The sequence below is a fragment of the Micromonospora sp. NPDC049529 genome (assembly GCF_055586685.1).
The window spans coordinates 146,765-167,639 of the sequence record NZ_JBVJHT010000012.1 but is presented as its reverse complement, the minus strand read 5'-3'; the positions used below and the strand labels follow the sequence as shown (position 1 = coordinate 167,639).

Annotated in this window: 22 protein-coding genes and 2 pseudogenes; 11 read left to right on the top strand and 13 right to left on the bottom strand. The window is 71.3% G+C overall.

Annotation, left to right across the window (positions count from 1 at the left end; translation table 11 throughout):
- The first annotated feature begins 99 nt into the window (after positions 1-99).
- Positions 100-987 carry an oxidoreductase gene (locus ACZ6QQ_RS22455; RefSeq protein WP_465878741.1) on the top strand — a complete coding sequence of 296 codons (888 nt, stop codon included), beginning with the start codon at positions 100-102 and terminating at the stop codon, positions 985-987.
- A gap of 14 nt (positions 988-1,001) precedes the next feature.
- Here the strand turns inward: ACZ6QQ_RS22455 and ACZ6QQ_RS22450 are convergent, their stop codons facing one another.
- Complete coding sequence (locus ACZ6QQ_RS22450) at positions 1,002-1,628, bottom strand: GNAT family N-acetyltransferase (RefSeq protein ID WP_465878740.1); 627 nt, start codon at positions 1,626-1,628, stop codon at positions 1,002-1,004.
- A 244-nt stretch (positions 1,629-1,872) separates the two neighbouring features.
- Between ACZ6QQ_RS22450 and ACZ6QQ_RS22445 the strand changes: the two are divergent.
- Positions 1,873-2,340 (top strand): annotated as a pseudogene (locus ACZ6QQ_RS22445) (Tn3 family transposase); the annotation flags it as partial.
- A 91-nt stretch (positions 2,341-2,431) separates the two neighbouring features.
- On the opposite strand, the gene ACZ6QQ_RS22440 reads toward ACZ6QQ_RS22445, so the two are convergent.
- A complete protein-coding gene (locus ACZ6QQ_RS22440; protein WP_240670041.1) occupies positions 2,432-2,869 on the bottom strand; it encodes a nuclear transport factor 2 family protein in 438 nt (145 codons plus the stop codon).
- An 89-nt stretch (positions 2,870-2,958) separates the two neighbouring features.
- Between ACZ6QQ_RS22440 and ACZ6QQ_RS22435 the strand changes: the two genes are divergently transcribed.
- Positions 2,959-3,579 (top strand): TetR/AcrR family transcriptional regulator, encoded by a 621-nt coding sequence (locus ACZ6QQ_RS22435; RefSeq protein WP_433688287.1) that lies wholly within the window; start codon positions 2,959-2,961, stop codon positions 3,577-3,579.
- Between the two features lie 257 nt (positions 3,580-3,836).
- On the opposite strand, the gene ACZ6QQ_RS22430 is transcribed toward ACZ6QQ_RS22435, so the two are convergent.
- Positions 3,837-4,472, bottom strand: coding sequence for a LysE family translocator (locus ACZ6QQ_RS22430; RefSeq protein WP_465878738.1), 636 nt, complete (start codon positions 4,470-4,472; stop codon positions 3,837-3,839).
- 177 nt (positions 4,473-4,649) lie between these two features.
- Between ACZ6QQ_RS22430 and ACZ6QQ_RS22425 the strand changes: the two genes are divergently transcribed.
- The 3 genes from ACZ6QQ_RS22425 to ACZ6QQ_RS22415 all read left to right on the top strand — a co-directional run bounded on the left by ACZ6QQ_RS22425 (position 4,650) and on the right by ACZ6QQ_RS22415 (position 6,772).
- The gene (locus tag ACZ6QQ_RS22425) at positions 4,650-5,597 is read left to right on the top strand and encodes a tyrosine-type recombinase/integrase (protein WP_465878735.1); all 948 of its coding nucleotides are present in this window, start codon (positions 4,650-4,652) and stop codon (positions 5,595-5,597) included.
- A 537-nt stretch (positions 5,598-6,134) separates the two neighbouring features.
- Positions 6,135-6,614: a hypothetical protein gene (locus tag ACZ6QQ_RS22420; RefSeq protein ID WP_465878950.1), complete on the top strand. Its 480-nt coding sequence runs from the start codon at positions 6,135-6,137 to the stop codon at positions 6,612-6,614.
- Positions 6,614-6,772, top strand: a complete 159-nt coding sequence (locus ACZ6QQ_RS22415) for a hypothetical protein (protein WP_465878949.1) — start codon at positions 6,614-6,616, stop codon at positions 6,770-6,772. Before ACZ6QQ_RS22420 ends, ACZ6QQ_RS22415 begins: the two co-directional genes overlap by 1 nt.
- Positions 6,773-6,825: 53 nt before the next feature.
- On the opposite strand, the pseudogene ACZ6QQ_RS22410 reads toward ACZ6QQ_RS22415, so the two are convergent.
- From ACZ6QQ_RS22410 to rox, 3 genes and pseudogenes are all read right to left on the bottom strand, one after another.
- Positions 6,826-6,939: pseudogene (locus tag ACZ6QQ_RS22410) on the bottom strand (DUF4158 domain-containing protein); the annotation flags it as partial.
- A gap of 108 nt (positions 6,940-7,047) precedes the next feature.
- On the bottom strand, positions 7,048-7,605 hold the full coding sequence (locus ACZ6QQ_RS22405) for an alpha/beta hydrolase (protein ID WP_465878733.1): 558 nt from the start codon (positions 7,603-7,605) through the stop codon (positions 7,048-7,050).
- Positions 7,544-8,971, bottom strand: coding sequence for a rifampin monooxygenase (gene rox / locus ACZ6QQ_RS22400; RefSeq protein WP_465878731.1), 1,428 nt, complete (start codon positions 8,969-8,971; stop codon positions 7,544-7,546). The genes ACZ6QQ_RS22405 and rox overlap by 62 nt, the downstream gene beginning before the upstream one ends.
- 241 nt (positions 8,972-9,212) lie before the next feature.
- On the opposite strand from rox, the gene ACZ6QQ_RS22395 reads away from it, so the two are divergent.
- Entirely contained in the window at positions 9,213-10,268 is a 1,056-nt protein-coding gene (locus ACZ6QQ_RS22395) for a hypothetical protein (protein WP_465878727.1), read from the top strand.
- Positions 10,269-10,495: 227 nt separating this feature from the next.
- On the opposite strand, the gene ACZ6QQ_RS22390 is transcribed toward ACZ6QQ_RS22395, so the two are convergent.
- Positions 10,496-11,104, bottom strand: a complete 609-nt coding sequence (locus ACZ6QQ_RS22390) for an NADPH-dependent FMN reductase (RefSeq protein WP_465878726.1) — start codon at positions 11,102-11,104, stop codon at positions 10,496-10,498.
- A 108-nt stretch (positions 11,105-11,212) separates the two neighbouring features.
- Between ACZ6QQ_RS22390 and soxR the strand changes: the two genes are divergently transcribed.
- Together soxR and ACZ6QQ_RS22380 are read left to right on the top strand one after the other, a co-directional pair.
- Entirely contained in the window at positions 11,213-11,737 is a 525-nt protein-coding gene (gene soxR / locus ACZ6QQ_RS22385; protein ID WP_465878725.1) for a redox-sensitive transcriptional activator SoxR, read from the top strand.
- Between the two features lie 74 nt (positions 11,738-11,811).
- Positions 11,812-12,819: a tyrosine-type recombinase/integrase gene (locus ACZ6QQ_RS22380; protein WP_465878722.1), complete on the top strand. Its 1,008-nt coding sequence runs from the start codon at positions 11,812-11,814 to the stop codon at positions 12,817-12,819.
- Between the two features lie 23 nt (positions 12,820-12,842).
- On the opposite strand, the gene ACZ6QQ_RS22375 is transcribed toward ACZ6QQ_RS22380, so the two are convergent.
- Positions 12,843-14,051: an outer membrane protein assembly factor BamB family protein gene (locus ACZ6QQ_RS22375; protein WP_465878720.1), complete on the bottom strand. Its 1,209-nt coding sequence runs from the start codon at positions 14,049-14,051 to the stop codon at positions 12,843-12,845.
- Between the two features lie 156 nt (positions 14,052-14,207).
- Positions 14,208-15,914, bottom strand: a complete 1,707-nt coding sequence (locus ACZ6QQ_RS22370; protein WP_465878717.1) for an acyl-CoA dehydrogenase family protein — start codon at positions 15,912-15,914, stop codon at positions 14,208-14,210.
- Positions 15,915-16,130: 216 nt separating this feature from the next.
- Here ACZ6QQ_RS22370 and ACZ6QQ_RS22365 point away from each other — a divergent pair, with 216 nt between their 5' ends.
- On the top strand, positions 16,131-16,955 hold the full coding sequence (locus ACZ6QQ_RS22365; protein ID WP_465878714.1) for an ATP-grasp domain-containing protein: 825 nt from the start codon (positions 16,131-16,133) through the stop codon (positions 16,953-16,955).
- Here ACZ6QQ_RS22365 and ACZ6QQ_RS22360 read toward each other — a convergent pair.
- Positions 16,945-17,379, bottom strand: coding sequence for a GntR family transcriptional regulator (locus ACZ6QQ_RS22360; protein ID WP_465878710.1), 435 nt, complete (start codon positions 17,377-17,379; stop codon positions 16,945-16,947). The two genes, ACZ6QQ_RS22365 and ACZ6QQ_RS22360, sit on opposite strands and share 11 nt — an antisense overlap.
- Here ACZ6QQ_RS22360 and ACZ6QQ_RS22355 point away from each other — a divergent pair.
- Positions 17,378-17,833, top strand: a complete 456-nt coding sequence (locus tag ACZ6QQ_RS22355) for an Rv0361 family membrane protein (protein ID WP_465878707.1) — start codon at positions 17,378-17,380, stop codon at positions 17,831-17,833. The two genes, ACZ6QQ_RS22360 and ACZ6QQ_RS22355, sit on opposite strands and share 2 nt — an antisense overlap.
- Before the next feature lie 16 nt (positions 17,834-17,849).
- Here ACZ6QQ_RS22355 and ACZ6QQ_RS22350 read toward each other — a convergent pair whose 3' ends face one another.
- The 3 genes from ACZ6QQ_RS22350 to ACZ6QQ_RS22340 all read right to left on the bottom strand — a co-directional run bounded on the left by ACZ6QQ_RS22350 (position 17,850) and on the right by ACZ6QQ_RS22340 (position 20,842).
- On the bottom strand, positions 17,850-18,566 hold the full coding sequence (locus ACZ6QQ_RS22350) for a thymidine kinase (RefSeq protein ID WP_465878705.1): 717 nt from the start codon (positions 18,564-18,566) through the stop codon (positions 17,850-17,852).
- A 64-nt stretch (positions 18,567-18,630) separates the two neighbouring features.
- Positions 18,631-20,016 (bottom strand): MFS transporter, encoded by a 1,386-nt coding sequence (locus tag ACZ6QQ_RS22345; protein WP_465878704.1) that lies wholly within the window; start codon positions 20,014-20,016, stop codon positions 18,631-18,633.
- A 46-nt stretch (positions 20,017-20,062) separates the two neighbouring features.
- Positions 20,063-20,842: a glycerophosphodiester phosphodiesterase gene (locus ACZ6QQ_RS22340; protein ID WP_465878703.1), complete on the bottom strand. Its 780-nt coding sequence runs from the start codon at positions 20,840-20,842 to the stop codon at positions 20,063-20,065.
- Positions 20,843-20,875 lie beyond the last annotated feature (33 nt).

The window sequence follows — 20,875 nt, the reverse complement described above, 5'->3', positions numbered from 1 at the left end:
CGGCTTTCGGCCGGGTCGCCGGTCGGGCCGCGGGGGACTTACCCGAGCGACCTGCGGCGCTCTGCCGTGCGCCCCGGCCCGGCGTGGCAAACTCCGATCATGACTTCGGAGACGATCAGCGCGGCGTCGGCGGGTACCTGGACCCTCGGTGACCGCACCGTCAACCGGCTCGGATTCGGTGCGATGCGGCTGACCTCGAACGCCGACGGCACCCCGAGCGACCGGGACCGGGCGGTCGGCGTGCTCCGCCGGGCGGTCGACCTCGGCGTCAACCACATCGACACTGCGGCGTTCTACTTCTCGCCACTGCGGTCCGCCAACGAGCTGATCAACCGTGCGTTGGCCCCGTACCCAGACGACCTGGTGATCACGACGAAGGTCGGACCGGGCCGGGACCCGTCCGGACAGTGGCTGCCGCAGGCCCGGCCGGAGCAGCTGCGCGGGCAGGTCGAGGAGAACCTGCGCCAACTCGGCCGCGACCATCTCGACGTGGTGAACCTGCGGGTGCAGGGCACCGAGTCGATCGCCGACCGGTTCGGTGCCCTGGCGCAGCTGCGCGATGCCGGCCTGATCCGTCACCTCGGCATCTCCAACGTCCGGCCCGAGCAGCTGTCCGAGGCGCGGGCCATCGCCCCGGTCGTCTGCGTGCAGAACCGGTACGGTCTCGACGCCCGCCCCGATGACGACGAGTTCCTGCGTACCTGCGGTGACCTGGGCGTGGCGTTCGTGCCGTTCTTCGCGATCGCCGGTGCCGGTCGGGAGGCGGGCGCCGCTCACGACGACCAGGACGAGGTGCTGGCCGTGGCGGCCGCCCACGGGGTGTCGGCGGCGCAGGTCCGGTTGGCGTGGACGCTGCATCTCGGGTCGCACGTGCTGGCCATCCCGGGCACCGGCGACCCGGACCACCTGGTCGCCAACGTCGCCGCGGCTGCGTTGCGCCTGACCCCGGACGACCTCGCCCGCCTCGGTTCCGTGCGGCACCGGTAACCGCCGCCGCTGCCTCACCCGGCCGGCATGGCCCGCCGGGGTGAGGATTCCCGGGCGTCGGCGTCCGCCGCCAGCCGGGCATGCAGGTGTACGTCGTGCCACCCGTCGGCGTGCCGCAACGATCGGCGCATGGTTCCCTCGACGGCGAACCCGGCACCGTTCGCCACCCGGCACGACGCCGGATTCGACGTCGAGTGCACCAGGAACAGCCGGTTGAGCCCCACCGTGGTGAAAGACCAACGGCTCAGCGCCCGTACGGCCCGCCCGGCGATGCCCGCGCCCCGTGCCGACGGCAGCACCCAGTACGACAGCTGCGCCGTGGCCTCGGTCAGGTCCACGGTACGCAGACCGACCTGGCCGACGGGCCGGTCGTCATCGTCGGCCACGATCGCCCAGCTCGCGTCCGTCTCGTCCGCCCAGCGCCGTACCCAACCCGTCACCCATGCCCGCGCCTCGTCGTCGCTGTCCATTCGGCGTACGTGCCACCGCTGGATGTGCGGACAGTCGAACGCCGTCCGTACGGCCGCGATGTCCGCCTCGGACCACGGGCGGAGGGACAGGTTCCCGGCGGCGGTGAGACGGGGCTGCTCCCGGTGACTCAGAGAGCCGGCGGGTAGGGCTGGGTCGATGAGGAGCGGCACCCGCTCAGTCTCTCTCATCCCCCGGGCCGGCCCTACCCGTCGGGCCGCTTCGGTCGCGCGCACACCCGTGCACCATAACTGTCATTATGGTGCACGCCCTTTTGTCCCGGTTTGGCAAGGTGCTCCATGATGGGCTTTTGATGGATTGCATTAACCGATAATCCGATAATTGGCCGACTGGTGGCCCCGAGTCGGGGCTGAGGAAGATTCGGAGCAGGAGTGAACGCTAAGGGCAATCTTGGTACGGCAGCAGAACGCGCTGACCAGCGCGATCAAGGAATACGGGGCGCTGCGCCGCACCGTCTACGCCACCCGGTACCTGGCCGACGAGACCTACCGGCGGCGGATCGCCCGGCAGCTCAACAAGGGCGAGAACCTGCACGCCCTGCGCCGCTCCCTGGCCTACGCGAGCGAGGGAGCACTGCGGCGCCGGCATCACGAGCAGCAGACCGAGCAGATGTGGTGCCTGACCCTGGCCACCAACGCGATCGTGTGCTGGTCCACGGAGTATCACGGGCTCGGCGTGGCCGCTCTGCGCCGCACCGGCCGCCAAGTCGACGACGAGGTGCTGGCGCACATCTGGCCGACCCACCACGAGAACGTGCACTTCTACGGCACCCACTCCGTCGACATCGACGGTGAACTCGCCCAGCTCGACACCGACGGCTACCGACCCCTGCGGATGGCCGAGACCGGCGAGGCGGGCATCTGACCGTCCTTCACCAGTCACCTGGGACGTGTTCGGCGGATCGCCGCCAGCGTGCGCCGTGGTCCGCCGAACACGTCTTCAGGCACCGATCGACTCAGGAGACGGGCACCGTGAGAACGGTCGGGTTCCCTGTGCTCCAGAGGCCCCGGATGCGGCGGTGGCTGATCTGCCAGCCCTGCTCGGTACGCCGGAAGGTGTCGTCATAGGTGCCGCCCAACAGGAACTGCTCTCCACCTCGCACGTGCTGGGCCGTCATCGTGGCGTGGGTGGTGGCGGCGTCGCCGTCGATGCTGACCTCGATGTTGTGCACGGCATGATGGGTCGCATCGAGCGGCCCCAGGAAAGCCCGGGTGCCCTCGACGATCTCCGCGCGCCCGCTGGCGGCGGCGTTGACGTAGTCGCCCTGGGCATCCTCGGTGTAGCCGGCCGCGAGCAGGTCCCAGTCCTTGCTGTCCATCGCGCGGGCGGTCCGGTACAGCACGTCGGTGATGGCGGCGCGGTCGAGCAGTTCCTGAACGTCGTTGCTGTGCATGGTGGTTCTCCTGGATCGGATCGGTAAGACACCCCGACGCTAATACGGCACTATGCAGTGCCGCAATCGATGGTGCGTACCATCACGGGATGACCAGCACTCCCACGGCGGGCAAGGCCGGACGCCGGCGCGACCCTGAGAAAGACGCGCAGATCCTCCAGGCCACCCTCGACGTGCTCGCGGAGACGGACTACGCCGACGTCACCATCGAGTTGGTCGCGGCCCGGGCCGGAGCGGGAAGGCACACCATCTACCGCCGCTGGGAAGGCAAGGACGAGCTGATCCTGGCCGCCATCGCCTGCACCGACTCGGCCGACCTGGGCCCGGACGGCCTGCCGGACACCGGCACACTGCGCTCAGACTTCCTGGCCCTGCTGGACCCGAACTGGATGGGCGGCAGCGAGCGGCGCCTGCGCATCCTGAGCAGTGTCTCGGCCATGATCACCCGCACCCCCAGGGCCGTGGACGCCGTGACCAAGGCCATCGTCGACCCGTCGACCGCCGCCTACCGGTTCCTGATCCAGCGGGCCGTCGATCGGGGCGAATACGCTCCGCCGCGCAACCTCGACGCTCTGGCACAGGTGATCCCGTCGATGGCGGCCTACCGAGCGTTCTTCATGCAGCAGGTCGTCGACGAGGAGTTCATGCTCTCGATCATCGACGGCGTCGTGCTGGCCGCACTTCGCGAACCATCCGCTGTCAACCGCTGAGGAGCGATGCTGATCGACAGCAACATCTGGCCTCGACATGGCTGCTTTACGCCGCACCGGCCGTGAGGTCGACGACGGACTGGGCCAGCTCGACTCCGACGGCGACCGGCCGCTACGTCTCGCGGGACCGGAAGCGGGCGAGCGACCGGCCTGAACCGATTCGCCCCGCGACCAGTCCGGTCGCGGGGCGAATCGGTTTGCGAGAACCGAGGTGGCGGCGGTTTTCGCCGGTGCTGGTCACCGGCTTTGCCGGGCTGTCATCGGCTTTCGATCACCAGGCGGGCGGCCAGGCCGCCGAACACGACGGCGGACACCCGCTGCATGGTGCGGCGCCACTGCGGGCGGGCGGTGAACTTCTCCGACAGGATGCCCGACACCAACGCGGCCGTGGCGTCGACGGCCAGCCCGACCAGAATGAACACCCCGCCCAGGATCAGCATCTGTGCGGTCACCGGCCAGGCCCGTTCGCCGGTGGTGAGGAACTGCGGCAGGAACGCCAGGTAGAACAGGATCACCTTCGGGTTGGCCAGGTTCGTCAAGGTTGCCGTCACGTAGGTGCGCCGCAGCGACCGGCGCGGCGCCGACGCCACCTGCAACGGCTCTGCGGTGCGGCTGCTGCGCCATGCCGCCACCGCCATGTAAACCAGCACCGCCGCGCCGAACAGCCGCACGATCTGCAGCGCCTGCGGCGCCGACTGGATCAGCACGCCCAGCCCGAACGCCGCCGCCACGGTGTGCACGACCAACCCGGTGGACATGCCCAGCGCGGCGAGCACGCCGGCCCGTCGGCCGCCGAGCACCCCGTTGGTCACCACGAACAACAGGTCAGGGCCGGGAACCAAGCTCAGTAACATCCCCGCGGCGGCCAAGGCCAGCACCAAATGCAGATCCATCGCGCCATCAGCACACCGACCGCGGCGGCAGGGGAACACATCGAGTCTGTGACACAGAATCCCCTATTCTCTGTCACAGAGCCGATCATTCACCCGTCGCGGCCTGCGCGACGCCGTCACCGCGGCGGGGGCGACTCGGCCACATTCTGTGTCACATCGCCGGAAGGGGCGGCCGAGGTGTCCGTGATCCCGCTGCCGACCATGCACCGCCCGGTGGCGCTCGTGGTCGCCGTTGACGCGTTCCTCGACCGGTTCCGCGACGACCCCGGCACCCGCGCCACCTACACCGAGACCCTGCGCCGGCTGCGCGAGACCGCCGGGGATCAGCTGCCGGTCGCGGCGCTCACCCCGGAGATCTACGAGCAGACGATGGCCCGCTGGGACTCCGGCGCCGCGAACACCTGGAACAAGCACCTGTCCGCGCTGACCTCGTTCGCCGCCTACTGCGGCCGTCAGGACTGGCTGGCCACCGATCCCGGCCGGCGGCTCGAACGCCGCAAGGTCACCCGGACCCGGGACAAGGCCATCCCCCGCGCCCGCCTGGAGCGGCTGTTCACCGACGACCGCAACCCGCTGGGCGAGCGGGTGCTCTGGCGGATGCTCTACGAGACCTGCGCCCGCGCCGAGGAGATCCTCGGCCTCGACGTGCCCGACCTGGACATGGAGTTCCGCCGCGCCCTGGTCGTCGAGAAGGGCGGCGACCGCGCCTACGTGCACTGGGAGACCCCGACCGCCCGCCTGCTGCCCCGGCTGCTGGCCGGGCGCACCGCCGGGCCGGTTTTCCTCGCCGACCGGCGCGCTGCGGCAGCGGGACGCCACGCGCCGGCCCTGGGCGATATCTGCCCGGAGACCGGCCGGGGCCGGCTGTCCTACCCGCGCGCCGAGTACCTGTTCAAACAGGCGTCCCAGCTCCACGACCCGCACGGCGCCGGATACACCCTGCACCAGCTACGCCACTCCGGGCTGACCCACCTGGCAGCCAAGGGCCGCAGCGCCGCCGAACTCCAGGCCAAGTCCCGCCACCGGCACCTGGCCACCCTCGGCATCTACGTCCGGCTAGGCGAGGAGACCTCCGCCCGCATCACCGCCGAGAACGACGAGCACCATCGTCGGCATCGCCGCTGACCTTGCATCCCACGTACCGGGATCACCCAAAACGGCGATCGGCGTCCGGCAAACCGGCCGACTGGAAGAGGTTGTCCCAGGTGTTGCCTAGATCAAATGCTTACCGTTGTTTTTGGTCTGGAAACTACGGGCGGCCCTCTCGGCGGTCAGCGACGACCCGGTCCAGGCTGGACCGTCACGCACCACGGGCAGATGCTGCGGTCGGGAGGTGAACGACTCACCACACGGCTCGCCACACGACTCACCACACGGCTCGCGTCGGCGTTTGAAGCCGACGCGGCGAAACCGGCGGTCGGTGCGGACGACGGTGGTGTCGGCGGGCACCTCGTCGTTTGATGGACTGATGCGGCGGCGCGGCGCGGGTTGGCGCTGAGGCGATCTGGTCGGCCAGCATGGGTGCATGATCGTCACGATCCCTCCACCCCCCGTGGAGGCCCGATGTCCTATCGCCTGAACGGGGCCATTGGCCCGTTCGACCTTCTTAGAAGTGTGGTCCCAGACGAAGTCCGCTCTTCGGTCGTCCCGCTCCATCAACGGATGGGCATCGTTCCCCTCCTGTCCTGGCTCTATGAGGAGGTCAGCAGCGCGTTCCCGGAGGACAAGCTAAGCAACTGGTCGCGCTCCGGAACGATCGGCCAGGTGGAGGCGGACTTCTTCGGAGGCGACGGATACCAGACCGCGTCCCTGTGGCGCGACGGGAAGCGGATCTGGGGCCCGTCGCACACCTGGGAGTTCTCCGCCCCCCGGCACGACTGGCCGATCAACGCCGTACTCGCCCAACTCGGTGTCGTTCTCGAACCTCGTGACGTGCGCCCGGAGTACTACGACCTGTTCGTCGAGGTAGGGCTCGCCGCCGAACGCGACTACGAGGGCTGGAGTTGGCACGCCGTCGAGGCCCGAAATCACGCTACCTACGACGACTGGCACGCCGCGAGGCCGCCGAACGTGAGGCGGCTGAGCGCGACAAGTACACCCGGTTGCCAGACGTTCCGGTGCCCCTCAACGGTAAGGAGGTAATGCAGATCCTCGGAATCCCCTCCGGGCGGCAGGTCGGCGCGGCCATCCGGTTCCTCCAGAACCTCCGCGTCGAACGGGGAGAGCTCTCCCGCGAGGACGGGGCCGCCGCCCTGCGGTCCTGGGGCGCCGAGGCTCCCAGGACCGCCGATGACGAGTGAGCGGTAACGTGTCGATGAACCGTCCTTGCGGGAGAAGGATCGGAGAAGTCCCGGTAGCCGTACGCCTGCCGAATCTCCCGGGCATGCTCATGCTGCGTCGGCAACCGCTCGGTGTACCGCTTCACCACCGACGGGTCCGCTACGTCCAACTGCTCGTTGACCCGCATGATGTCCCGAATCGACACCGACGCGGGACCCGGGAGATCAGCGCTCACCCCGAGGTGAGCCGGTCAGCGCTCAAGGACGCCCTCCGCCCGCAGCCACACCTGTGCAGTTCAACGGAGACCTCCGCTTCGGCGAACGCGGGCCCACTCCAGGGCGTTGGGGAGGCCCGGCGGATCCTGCGCGGTCGCCCACACGAACGTCGGGCACACCGTCGAGTCCACATGCTTGGACGGCGACAGTTCGTCCTTGATGGAGATGAGCTCGCCCGGCAGTCCTTTGACCGCCCCTGGCGGGAGCAGATCCAGATCGGCGAGGGCGTACGCCAGGATCGCGAAGTCCGGACGCGGCGGGTCGTCGACACCCGTTTCCATCGACAGGACCGTACTGGTCATGAGCAGGCCCGCCAGGTGGCCGCCGGCGCTGGAACCGATGACGCCGACGCGGCCGGTGTCGAGCCCGTGGGCTCCGCTCCTGATGTGGTCCAAGCCGGCCCGGGCGTCCTGCAACGGGGCGGGAAACCGATCGGGCAGCAATTGCCCGGGGCGACCGACCGGCCTTACCCGTATCGGGAGATCCTGAGAGGTGATTCGGGTCGTACCCGTGCGTTCAGCGGGCGGCTGTGCCGAACCACCGGGGCAGGTGGTGGAGCAGGTCCCGCTGGTCGTCACCGACCCAGGCCACGTGGCCGTCCGGCCGCAGCAGCACGGCGGGCGCGTCCAGTTCCTCGCTGACGTCGACGACGTGGTCGACCCGATCCGCCCAGCCCGCCACCGAAAGCCGGCCGGTCTGGTCGAGCAACAGTCCGCGTCCGCCGCGCGTCAGCTCGTACAGGCGTCCTCGCTTGAGCCGTACGTCTCGCAATCGCCGGCCGAGCAGTTCGTGGCCCTCGCCGAAGTCGTAGCGGACCGCGATCGCGGTGATCTTCGCCATCAGGTGGCGGGTCACCTCCTCGAAGTCCATGAGCTCCGACAGCAACCGGCGTACCGCCTGCGGGCCCGGTTCGAGGGACATCAGCTCCGCCTGGGCGCGCGTGTTGTCGAGCACGTCGGCGGCGACCGGGTGCCGTTCGGTGTGGTAGCTGTCCAGCAGGCCCGCCGGCGCCCAGCCGTCGATCTCGGCGGCCAGTTTCCAGCCCAGGTTGAACGCGTCCTGGATGCCGAGGTTGAGCCCCTGCCCACCCATCGGTGGGTGGACGTGCGCCGCGTCGCCGGCCAACAGTACCCGGCCGACCCGGTAACGCTCGGCCTGCCGGGTGGCGTCACCGAAGCGGGACAGCCAGCGCGGTGAGTGCACGCCGAAGTCGGTACCGGCGGTCACCCGCAGTTGCTGTTTGAACTCTTCCAGGGTCGGCGGGACCACACGGTCCTCGGCGACCCCGGCGGCGGGTACGACGAGGCGGTACAGCCCGTCCCCGATCGGCCCGGCGCCGAACCGGAGCTGGGTCCTGCGGACCTCGGCCATCACGGCGGCGACCTCCTCCGCTGGCGAGGTCAGCTCCATCTCGCCCAGCAGTGTCTCGACCCTAGTGGGCTCGCCGGGGAAGGCGACGCCGAGCAGCTTGCGTACGGTGCTGCGGCCGCCGTCGCAGCCGACGAGGTAGCGCGAACGCAGCCGGCTGCCGTCGGCCAGTTCGGCGGTCACCCCGTCGTCGTCCTGGCTCAGCCCGACCAGTTGCGCGCCGCGCCGGATCTCGACACCGACCTCGGTGGCGTGCTCGCCCAGGATCCGGTCGGTGACGGGTTGCGGGATGCCGAGGACGTACCCGTGCGCGGTGTCCAGCCGGTCCGGCCACGGCTTGGTGATGCCGGCGAAGTAACCACCGATCTTGTACTGCTTTCCGAGGGCGAGGAAGCGCTCAAGCAGGCCGCGCTGGTCCATCACCTCGATGCTGCGGGCGTGCAGGCCGAGCGAGCGGACAACCCTGGTCGGCTCCGGGTCCCGCTCCAGCACGATCACGTGTACGTCGTGCAGCCGTAACTCGCAGGCCAGCATCAGACCGGTTGGTCCGCCCCCGGCGACGATGACGTCAATCATGGAATCCCCCAGTCGGAAGCTGTGTTTCGGCCAGCCGTACGCGCTTCGCGAATCACTGATTGCGCAGGTCCTGGCTTCGGCTGGAGATTCTGCGCCATGACCCGGGTCTTGCCGCAAGACCCCCGGTGCGGTATACGTTAAGAGTGGCAGGGAGAGTACGTCTCCTTGCCTTTGTTTTTGTCCTCAGCTCTGAACGCCACGCTTCTTCCGTCTCGACTCGCGGCCCGGGACCGGTTCCCGGATGATGACCGGTGTGCGGGTCGGGCAGGCACGAGCGGTCGCGACGGACTGGGTACGGGGTCATTCCCGCGACTGCACCGGGTTCGTCGGAGCGTTCTTCAGTGGCTCGACGACGTGGCTGCCGGCGTACGCCGAATTGCCGCCGACCTCCGACGTCGACGTCGTGGTGGTCACGGCGGGCGATCCGCCCGCCGTGAAGCTCGGCAAGTTCCGCCATCGTGGCGTGCTGCTGGAGGTCACCCACCTGTCCCGGGCCGAGTTCGATCCGCCGGAACGGGTGCTGGCGACGTCCTACCTGGCCAGCAGTTTCCGGACCGACACGATCATCGCCGATCCCACCGGCAGCCTGCGCCGGCTGCGGTCGCTGGTGTCGGCGCGCTTCGCCGAACCGGACTGGGTACGCGCCCGCTGCGAGCACGCCCGGCGCCGGATCGAGACCGGACTGGCCGCCGTCGACGACGCCGCGCCGCTGCCCGAGCGGGTGTTGGCCTGGCTGTTCCCGGCCAGTGTGACCACGCAGGTGCTGCTCGTCGCGGCGTTGCGTAACCCGACCGTACGGCTGCGCTACCTGGCGGCCCGTGACGCGCTCGCCGACCACGGCCTGGTCGACCGCTACCCGGACCTGCTGGGGTTGCTCGGCTGCGCCGCGATGACCGCTCGGCGGGTGGCCCACCACCTGCGCCGGCTCGCGTACACCTTCGACCGGACCGCCGAGGTGTCCCGGACGCCGTTCTTCTTCAGTTCCGACATCACCGCCGCGGCTCGACCGGTCGCGATCGACGGCAGTCGGGTGCTCGTCGAACGTGGCGACCACCGGGAGGCGGTTTTCTGGATCGCGGTGACTTTCGCCCGCTGTCACCGGATCCTGGCCGTGGACGCCCCGCCCCGGTTGCGGGACACCCTCGCGCCGGCGTTCGAGGAGCTGGTCGCCGATCTCGGGCTCGGTACGGGCGCAGACCTGCGGCGCCGTACCGGCGATGTTCTTCGTTTCCTGCCGGAACTCGGGGCCACCGCGGAGGCCATCCTGGCGGGGAACTCCGGCACCCGGCCCCGTTAGCGCCGGCCGCGCGATGGTTCGGGTGAGTCGCTTGACGGGAACTGGGTCTACCGGGCGTTCACCGACCCCGATCAGATCGCGGCGTGGTTCGGCCCGGTGGGCTTCTCGGTGCCCCGCGACACCATCGACATCGATGCCCGCACTCGGTTCCTGATCCGCCCCGGTCCCGTACCGCGCTTGACGGGGCCGGTACGGGACCGGTCGCAGCGCCCACGTCCGTGCGGGTGTCAGCCGGCGTACGGAGATTGGGCGCGGGCGTCCCGCAGCACGTTGCCCCACCAGGTGAGCTGGTCGAGCATGGCGGTGGCCGCCGCGGTGCAGGCGTCCGAGTCCTTCGGTTGACCGTCGGGCCCGAACCGGGCCCAGCCGCCGTGGAAGCTGACCGTCTCGCGCACCGTCACCGCGTGCAGTTCGGCGAAGACCTGCCGCAGGTGCTCGACCGCGCGCAGCCCACCGGACATGCCGCCGTAGGAGACGAAGCCGACCGGTTTGACCTTCCACTGGCCGAAGTGCCAGTCGATCGCGGTCTTCAACGAGGCCGGGTAGCTGTGGTTGTACTCCGGGGTGACCACGACGAAGGCGTCGGCCCGGTCGAGGCGTGCGGTCAGCGCGCCGAGTTCCCGCGCCAGTTCGGCCGAGGGTTGCCCGGTGATCGCGGTGGGCAGCAGGGTGTCGGCGAGGTCGACGAGGTCGACGATCAGGTCGCCGCGTCGCTGCGCGTGGGAGGCGAACCAGCGGGCCGGGGTGGGTCCGAACCGGCCCTCCCGGTTGCTGCCGATGATGACGGCCAGCCGTAGCGGCGGCCGGGCGGTGGTGGTTGCCGCGTCAGCGTCCATCCGTGTTCAGTCCTCCTGCTCGATGCGCATCGTCGGGTGACGACAGGAAGGACGGTAGAATCTCAACATTTGTTAAGGTCAAGCTGGACGGACAGAAAGGGCACGACCATGGGGGAATCCTTTGCCGGTGAACTCACCGTCGGTGAGCTCGCCGCCCGGAGCGGTGTGACCGTCTCGGCACTGCACTTCTTCGAGCGGCAGAACCTGATCACCAGTCGCCGTACCAGCGGCAACCAACGCCGCTACCGACGCGACACCCTGCGGCGGGTGGCGCTGATCCGGATCGCCCAGCGGGTCGGCATCCCGCTGGCGAAGGTCGCCGAGGTGCTGGCCGTACTGCCGGAGCGGCGTACACCCAACCGGGAGGACTGGGCCCGGCTGGCCCTGTGCTGGCAGGCCGAACTGGACCAGCGGATGCGCCACCTCCAGCAACTGCGCGACGAGTTCACCGACTGCGTCGGCTGCGGCTGCCTCTCCCTGGACCGGTGCCCGCTGGTCAACCCGTACGACCGGTTGGGCGCGCAGGGGCCGGGACCCCGGCGGCTGCTCGGCGGCGCCCCGGTCGCCGCCGCCTCGTGCGAGTCGTCCGCCTGCCTGGCTCCGGTCGGCGCGGCCGACCAGCCACCGTCCTGACCGGTTTCTCTTTCCGTGCGAAGGTAGGGCGCGCCTCGGACAACGGAGACGACCCGGCTGAGAAACTTTTTCACATGCCTCGCACCGCCGCACCCGCTCAACGTTCGTCGGCCCGCGCGGCCCTGGCGTCCGGCCCGCTCGACTTCACCGAGGCGTGGTTGCGCAACCGCCGGCTCTCCGAGCACACCCGGGCGGCGTACCGGCGCGACATCACCGGCTGGCTGTCCTGGTGCACCGGCCGGGACCTCGACCCGCTGCGGGTGACCTTTCTCGACGTCAACTCCTATGCCCGGGACCTGGAGTCGACCGTGGACCCGCGCAGCGGCCGGCTGCTCACCCCGGCGACCGTGGCCCGCAAGTTGTCGGCCCTGTCGAGCTGGTACGACTTCCTGGTCCGGCTGCGGGCGGTCGAGGCGAACCCGGTCTCCGGCGCGGACCGGCCCCGGGTCAGCCGGGACCACTCCGCCACCGTCGGCATGACCCCGGACGAGGTCGACGCGCTGCTCGCCGCGGCCGAGGCGGACACCGGTCCGACCGCCGCCCGTAACCGGGTCGCGCTGGCGTTCCTGGCCGACCTCGGACTCCGGGTCGGGGAGCTGGTCTCACTGGACCTCGGCGACCTCGGCTACGAGCGCGGACACCGCAGCATCCGGTTCGTCGGCAAGGGCGGCCGGGCCCGGCGCCGGGCCCTGACCCCGGGTACGGCGTTCGCCGTGGACGCGTACCTGCGCTCCCGCGCCGCGGCCGAGCGGGTGCCGGTAGAGGAACTCGCCGGGCCGCTGCTGGTGACCGGAACAGGTGGTCGACTCGACCGGCACGCCGTGTTCCGGCTGGTCCGCCGACTGGCCCGACTCGCCGGCATTCCGGCCTGGGCGAAACTGTCCCCGCACTCGCTGCGGCACGCGTTCGCCACCACGGCCCGCTCCGAGGGGGTGCCGCTGGAGGACGTGCAGGACGCGATGGGCCACGCCGATCCCCGTACCACCCGCCGGTACGACCGGGACCGGCACAACCTCGACCGGGACCCGGCGTACGCGATCTGGGCCGCCCGTGCCCGCCGCCGGCCCGCGGACCCGGCCTGACCGGGTCGCCCTCGTCCGCCCGGTCACCGGCCGGGTACGGACATCCGCCACAGACCCAGCCGAACGTCACCGGTGCGGCACACCAGGTGCACGTCGCCGGCCCGGCAGTCCGACACCCGTTCCGGTAGGGCGCCGAGGATGTGCAGCCCCGCGCCCTGCTCCACGGCGATCAGTGGCCGGTCGGGGGAGGGGCGCAGCATGACCCGGCTGCCGGCACCGGTGCCCCACGGCAGCCGCCCCCAGCCCCGGTGCGTGCCCCCGGTCCACGCCTGGACACCGGTGGCCGGGTCGAGCGCCGTCACCTGCCGCCAGTCCTCCAGGCAGACCAGCTCACCGCACTCGCGCAGGCCACCGTTGACCCGCCGAACGGGTCGGGTCCACCGGACGGTCGTCAGGTCGGACAGGTCCCAGGCGCTGATCGCGGAGTCACCGTCGCCGGTCGGGTGCCGCAGGATCAGTCGGCCACCGACCATCACCGGGTTGTCCGGCGCGTAGTCCGCCGGCGGCAGCCGCCCCTGCCCGACGACCGCGCCGGTGCGCAGGTCGTGCAGCTGCACCACCCCGCTGTCGTGGACCACGAGCAACCGGCCCGGTGCGTCGGGGACCAGTTCACCGACGGCCGTCGACGGGACCGGCACCGTCCACCGGACCTGCCCGGTGGCCAGGTCGACCGCCTCGATGGTTCCCTCGATCCGCCGGCCGGCGCCGGACGCGCTGCGTACCTCGGAGATCGCCACCCCGGTGGTCGGGTCCGCGCCGACCAGCAGCAGGCCGGGGCGCTGCCACCGGACCTGCCCGGTGCGGGCCGACCGGGCGGTGGTGGCGATCCGGCGGCCAAACGTGTCCACCTCGGCGACCAGCACCAGGTCACCGACGAGGTCCGCGGCGAAGGACGCGGCCGTGGTGGCCGGCACCCGCCACAGCCGCCGGCCACCGGGCAGGTCGTAACCGGACAGTGTCATCGGGGTGGCGGTCGGGTCCGCGACCAGCAACAGGTCCCCGGCGAGGAAGAACGTGGACCGGGCGGTGATCTCCAACTCGCCGGTGCGGCGCAGGTCCCGCCCGAACGGTTGCGCCGCGGTGACCGACAGCAGCACCAGCAGCGCGGTGAGGCAGAGCACCGGCCAGCGGGCCGCGACCCGGCGGGCGCGTACGGACCTCGGTCGGTCGTCCTGCTCCGGGATCCCGCGTTCGGTGCCGAGCTCGATCAGCACCGCCGGGTGGCTGTCCATCGCATCTCCCGCTTGCCGGCGTCGCCGCCACCGCCCGGAGACTCGTCCGGTTACCGGTCGAGCGTAGCCACCGCCGGACGGCTTACCGGCCGGTCCGCCCCGATCGGTTCGCGACGCACCGGCACCGGTCGCGCCGCCACCGTGTGTCGTCCGTCGCTAGCAGAGCACGTCGAGGTGGTGGTGGGCGTCGGCGGCGATCTCGTCGCCACCCAACCAGCGCCGGGCCCACAGGCGCGCGGCGACCTCGGCGAGTTCGTCACCGCCGGCGGCCTGCTCGACCAGCACGGCCGTGGCCAGCGCGTACGCCAGGCGCAGGGCGAACTCGCGGGCACCGGCGACCACCGCCACCGCGTCCGGGTCGGCGGTCACCTCCGCGACCGTGGTACGCAGTCGCCGGGCCGCCGTGGCGAGCGCGTCGGCCAGCGCCGGGTTCAGCCGGCGGGCGGTGTCGGCGGCCAGGTCGAGGCGACGCAGCAGGGTCGGGGCGGCGTCCTCCCGGACGGTGGCGCGCAGCACGTCGAGGGCGAGGACGTTGGTGGTGCCCTCCCAGATCGGCAGCACCTGGGCGTCGCGCAGCAGTCGCGGCACCCCGGTGTCCTCGACGTAGCCGGCGCCGCCGAAGCTCTCCACGTACTCGGCGGCGGAGGCGACGGCGAGCCGACCGGTGGCGAGCTTGGCCAGCGGCGCCACGATCCGCAGTTCGGCGGCGGCGGCCGGGTCGGACCCCACCTCCACCCGACCGAGCAGGAAGAACGCGTGGCCGGCCAGGGCGAACGCACCGGCGGCGTCGACGGCGAGGGTGCCGAGCGTGGCCCGGTGCAGCGGTGAGGTGACGAGCAGTCCACCGGCCACTTCGCGGGTGTCGGCGTACGCGCGGGCGTAGGCGAGGCCACGGCGCATACCGGCGGCCGCCGCGGCGGCGTTGTGCAGCCGGGTCACCACGACCAGGGTCATCGCCCGGGTCAGGCCCGGTTGGGTCGGGTCGCCCAGCGGCAGCGCGTACGCGTCACGCAATCCGATCTCGGCCGTTGGCAAGGCCCGGGTGCCGAGTTTGTCCTTGAGCCGGTGCACCACCACCCCCGGTGCCGGGTGGCCGGGGTCGGTGCCGGCACCGGACAGCGGTGAGTCGGCACCGTAGCGGGGCACCAGGAACGGGGCTAGGACCCGGCTGCCCCGCACCTTCCCGTCGGGGCGGGCCAGGGCCACCGCCATCGCCGAGTCGGCGGCCGAACAGAACCACTTCTCGCCGGTGAGCCGCCAGGAGCCGTCACGGGCCGGCCGGCCGACGGTGGAGGAGCGGGCCAGGTCGGAGCCGCCCTGCGACTCGGTCATCCACTGCCCGCTGGTGATCGCCTCCGCCGGGTCGGTGGAGGTGAGCCTCGGCAGCCAGGCGTCGCGTACCGCCGGGTCGACCTCGGGCCGGGCCAGCAGCGCCGCCGCCCCGTCGCTCATCGCGACCGGGCAGGAGAACGTGGCCGACTCGGGGCCGTACAGGTGCAGCAGGGCGTGCTGGACGACGCGCGCCGCCGCCCCCCACTCGCCGCGGGCCTGTTCCAGGTAGGGCAGGGCGACCACGGCGTGCCGGGCGGCGGCGGCCCGTTGGGTCTGCCAGCCGGCGGAGGTGTCGATCCGGTCGATCCTGGCCCCCCACGGGCTGTACTGCACCAGCGTCGGCGGGTGCGCCTCGGCGTCGGTGTGCGCGGCCCGCAGTGGCCCGCTGACGTCGGCGGCGAGCGCGGTCAGCCGCCCCTTGGCGGCGGCGTGTCCGCCGAGGCCGAGTTGCCGGTCCAGCCAGGAACGCAGCAGCCGGTCGTCGGTGTAGGGGTCGCCCGGTGGTGTCACCGGCTGCACATAGCGGGCCATGTCGTCTACTCCTCCGCCGGTCGGGGGTGGTTGGCGGGATGCGCTGACGGTAGACCACCCGCATCGGCGACAACAGGCCACCGAGTGTCAACAATCGATTACCAGCCGGTGCCGTCGGGCGTGGTAGGGACGGCGGCGGGTCCGTCGTGGTGACGGTCGCGGCGGCCGTACGGCAGAATCCCGCCCGCGACCACCCGCGCGGCCCCGAGGAGTCCGATGCCCACCCCACCCACCATCCTGTACGTCACCGACCTGGGCTACCAGGCGCGTGGGCGCAGGTACTGCGACGAGGACATCTTTCTGTCGGGGCGGCTGCGCGCGGACTTCACCGTCGCCCTGTGCCACCCGTCGCAGGTCACCGCGTTGATGGACGACTTCGACGTGGTCGTGGTCCGCAACAGTGGCCCGGTGCTGCACTACCGCGCCGCCTACGACGCGTTCCGCCGCGCCGCCTCGGCGCGCGGCACCCGGGTCTACAACCCGTTGACCGGTCGCGCCGACATGGTCGGCAAGCGGTACCTGGTCGACCTGACCGCCGACGGTTACCCGGTGATCCCGACCGTGGACCGGCACGCCGACCTGCACCGGCTGCCGGACGTGGCGCGGTACGTGGTCAAGCCGACCGCCGGGGCCGACTCGATCGGCCTGCGGGTGGTCGCGCGCGACGAACTCGACCGGGTCGAGTTCGACCAGTTGCTGGCCCAGCCGAGGATCGACTTCCGGTACGAGGTGTCGTTCTACTTCGTCGACCACGAGTTGCAGTACGCCCTGCACGCCCCCGACCCGGCCCAGCGGTGGCTGTTGCGGCGCTACGACCCGAGCCCGGCCGACCGGGACTTCGCCCAACGGTTCGTCGACTGGAACGGGTTGGCGCACGGCATCCAGCGGGTCGACGCGTGCCGTACCGCCGACGGGGAGCTGCTGCTGGTCGAGTTGGAGGACCTCAACCCGTACCTGTCGCTGGACCTGGTCGACGACGATACCCGTACCGCGTTCGTGGCGAACCTGGGTGCGTCGATCCGTGCCCTGCTCAGTCGCTGACCGGCAGGTCCAGGGCGGCCCGGACCAGGGCCAGTGCCTGTTCGGCCGGTACGCCGAGCCGGTGGCTGGCCTCGGCGTACCGCTGGGCGAGCAGTTGCGCCTGGACCGGCACCCGCGCCGCCCCGGCGGTGATCACGGTGCCGTGCCGGCCCCGGGTTTCGACCAGCCCCGCCTGCTCCAGCTCCCGGTAGGCGCGGGCGACGGTGTTGGCCGCCAGGCCGAGTTCCCCGGCGAGTTGCCGGACCGGTGGCAGCCGGGTGCCGGCGGTCAGTTCGCCACCGGCGGCCAGGGCGGCGATTCCCGCCCGGACCTGCTCGTACGGTGGGACCGGTGAGTGCGGGTCCAGTTCGATGAAGGCGATTGACCGAGGGTAGCAACGTGAGTTCCTGCGGTGGCGCCGGAGGGTATCTACCGTTGCGGGCATGGCGTACGAGGTCGCGAGGTCGCGGGCCCGGCCCGGGCGGGCGCTGCGTCGGGCCCTGGTCGTGGTCGGGCTGACGCTCTTCGTGTGCTGTGTCGGGGCGGCCGGGTTGGCGGCCTGGAACTTCCAGTCCGTCCGGCAGGCGACCGGCCCGGCCACCCGCGCGGCGGGTACGTTCCTCGACCTGGTCACCGCCGGCGACCCGGGGGGCGCGTACGACAGGTTGTGTGCCGCGACCCGTGGGCGGTGGAGCCGGTCGAGGTTCGCGCAGCGGGTCGACACCCCGCCGACGATCAGCCGGTACACGATCGAGGACGTCAAGATCGTCAGCCGGGCGGGGCGGCGCAGTGCCACCGTCACCGCCGCGTTGACCCGTACCGACGGGGTGGTGGACAGGCACGAGGTGCCGGTGGTCGACGGTGACGACGGCTGGCAGGTCTGCGGCGACCCGTTCTGAGCGGCGACGGCCGCGGTCAGCGGCGTGTCCCGAGGTCACCGGTGCGGTAGTGCCGGCGGCAGAGCACCTGGTAGCGGACCTCGGCGCTGACGACGGTGTCGCCGATGACCACCTGCTGACCCTCGCGGGCCACCGTGCCGTCGACGACGCGCGCGTTGAGCAGCCCTTCGCGGCCGCACCAGCAGAGCACCTCGACCTGGATGCGGGCCACCTCGTCGGCGAGTTCGAGCAGCCGCTGCGCCGCCGGGAACAGGCACGACCGGAAGTCGGTGGCCAGCCCGAAGGCGAACACGTCGACGTCGTAGTCGTCGACCAGTTCGGCCATCTGTTCGACGTGCTCCACCGTGTAGAAGCAGGCCTCGTCGCAGATCAGGTAGTCGACCCGGATCCCCTCGGCGCGGCGGCCCCGGACCAGGGCCCGCAGGTCCAGGTCCTCGGTGACCTCGATCGCCTCGTGCGCGAGTCCGATCCGGGTGGTGACCTGCGGGCCGAGCGAGCGGTCGATCCGAGTGGTGACCAGGCCGCGGCGGCCCTGCCGGGCGTGGTTGTAGTTCATCTGCAGGGCCATGGTCGACTTGCCACAGTCCATCGGTCCCCAGAAGAACTTCAGCGCGGCGGCGTGCAGCGGCCGGCCGTCGCGGGCCGGCCGCGCCGGGCGGGTCTGCGGGGCGTCGGGTCCGCCGGACGGCGAGTACACCAGTGGGGCGGCGGAGGTGGCGGCGTCGTCGGTCACGGTCGGGCAGCCTAACGCATGGTGAACATCCGTCCCCGCCTGTCGCAGCCGCGACCCGCGTGCCTCACAGCACCCGTGGCGGTGTGTTCCCGGCGGCCACGATGGCGCGCCGGATCGGCACCGCGAGCAGGAGCACGAAACCGACCACGAAGAAGATCAGTAGCGAGACCAAGCCCACCCGGTAGCTGTTGGTGAGTTGGAACACCAACCCGAACGCGAGCGGCCCGAGCCAGCTGGTGCCCTTGTCGCTGATCTCGTAGAAGCCGTAGTACTCGCCCTCCTTGCCGGCCGGGATGAGCTGGCTGAACAGTGAGCGGCTCAGCGCCTGGCTGCCGCCGAGGACCAGGCCGATGCCGGCGCCGAGGATCATGAACGGTACCGGCGCCTCGGCCGGCAGCCGGAACGCCGCCAGGATCACCACCGTCCACAGCACCAGGCTGAGCAGCACCGTCTTCCACGCGCCGATGCGCTTGGCCAGCGCCCCGAGCAGCAACGCGCCGCCGAACGCGAGGAACTGCACCAGCAGGATGGTCACGATCAGGGTGGTCTGCTCCAGCCGCAGTTCCTCGGTGCCGTACTGGCTGGCCAGGGCGATGACGGTCTGGATGCCGTCGTTGAAGACCAGGAACGCGAGCAGGAAGAACAACGTCAACGGGTACGCCTTGAGTCCGCGTACGGTCCGGCCGAGCTGCCGGAACCCGTCGGTGAGCAGGTTGACGCCGACGCTGGCCTCGGCGGCGGGCCGTTCGCGCAGCCACCGCAGCGGGATCAGGGTGAACGCCGCCCACCACACCCCGGCCGACACGATCGACCAGCGGGCCAGGTCCAGGGTGCGCTGGTGGTCGCCGTCGACGCTGAACAGGGTCACCACGACCAGGTTCACCGCCAGCAGCAGCCCGCCGCCGAGGTAGCCCAGCGCCCAGCCGTGGCTGGAGATCCCGTCCCGGTCGTCGGGTCCGCCGAGCTGCGGCAGGAACGAGTTGTAGACGACGACGCTGGCACCGAAGGCGATGTTGGCGACCAGGAACAGGGCACCGCCGAGCAGGTACCGGTCGCCGATGACGAAGACCATGGCGATGGTGGCGGCCGCCCCGACGAACGCCGACCCGGCCAGCAGTCGCTTCTTGTGCGCCGAACGGTCGGCCACCGCACCCATCACCGGCAGCACGAACACGGTCAGGAAGACCGACAGCGACACCAGGTACGGGAAGTAGGACCCGGCGGCGACGGTGATCCCGAACGGGTGGACGTCACCGTCGCAGGCGTCGGCGCCGAGTTCGCAGCCGGCGGCCAGTTCGGTGACCGTGGTCAGGAACGGGCCGAGGAACACCGTGATGACGGTGGTCGAGAACGCCGACATCGCCCAGTCGTAGAAGTACCAGCCGGTCCGTTCCCGGCGGGTACTGGGCGGCGGTGTGCCGGTGACGGCGACGGAGACGGTTTCGGCCATCGGTGTGGTCCTTCGACGGTGCTCGGGCGGGCGGGAACCGGTCGACCTAGGGGGTTCGGTCGGCGGGCCAGTGACCGCGGCTGAGGTACGTGTCGCGCAGCACATCCACGCGATCGGTCATGATGCCATCAACCCCGAGATCGAGTAACTCGTGCATCTCGGCAGATTCGTCGATCGTCCAGACGTGCACCTGCAGGCCCAGGCGGTGGGCGTGGTCGACGAACCGCCGGTCGACGACCTTGATCCGGCCGTAGCGGACCGGTACCTGGGCGGCGACGACCGACGGTGGCAGCACCAGCCGCCTGCCGGTCAGCGACGCCAGCCGTAGCCGGGCCACCCCGCGCATGCCGAGCGAGGTTGCCACCGTCGGCCCGGCCAGGGCCCGCAGCCGGGTGAGTCGGGCGTCGCTGAACGAGGCGAGCAGCACCCGGTCGTGGGCGGCGGTGCGCCGCAGCGAGGCGAGTGTCGGCGTGACGCCCCCGTCGGCCTTGACGTCGATGTTGAACCGCACCTGCGGCCAGCTGCCGAGCACGTCGTCCAGTCGCGGTACGGCGGCCGACCCGCCGACCCGTACGCGGGTCAGGTCGGCCCAGGTCAGGGTCGAGATCCTGCCCCGTTCACCGGTGAGCCGTTCCAGGGTGGCGTCGTGGAAGACCACCGCCACCCCGTCCGCCGTGCCGTGTACGTCGGTTTCGACGTACCGGTAGCCGAGTTCGATCGCGCGGCTGAACGCCTCGGCGGTGTTCTCGTCGCCGTCGGCCGCCCCGCCCCGGTGGGCGAAGGCCAGCGGTGTCGGGGCGTCGAGGTAGGCGAAGTGCGGTGTCACGGGCGCAGTATGCCGGTCGGAGGTGGCCGCCGG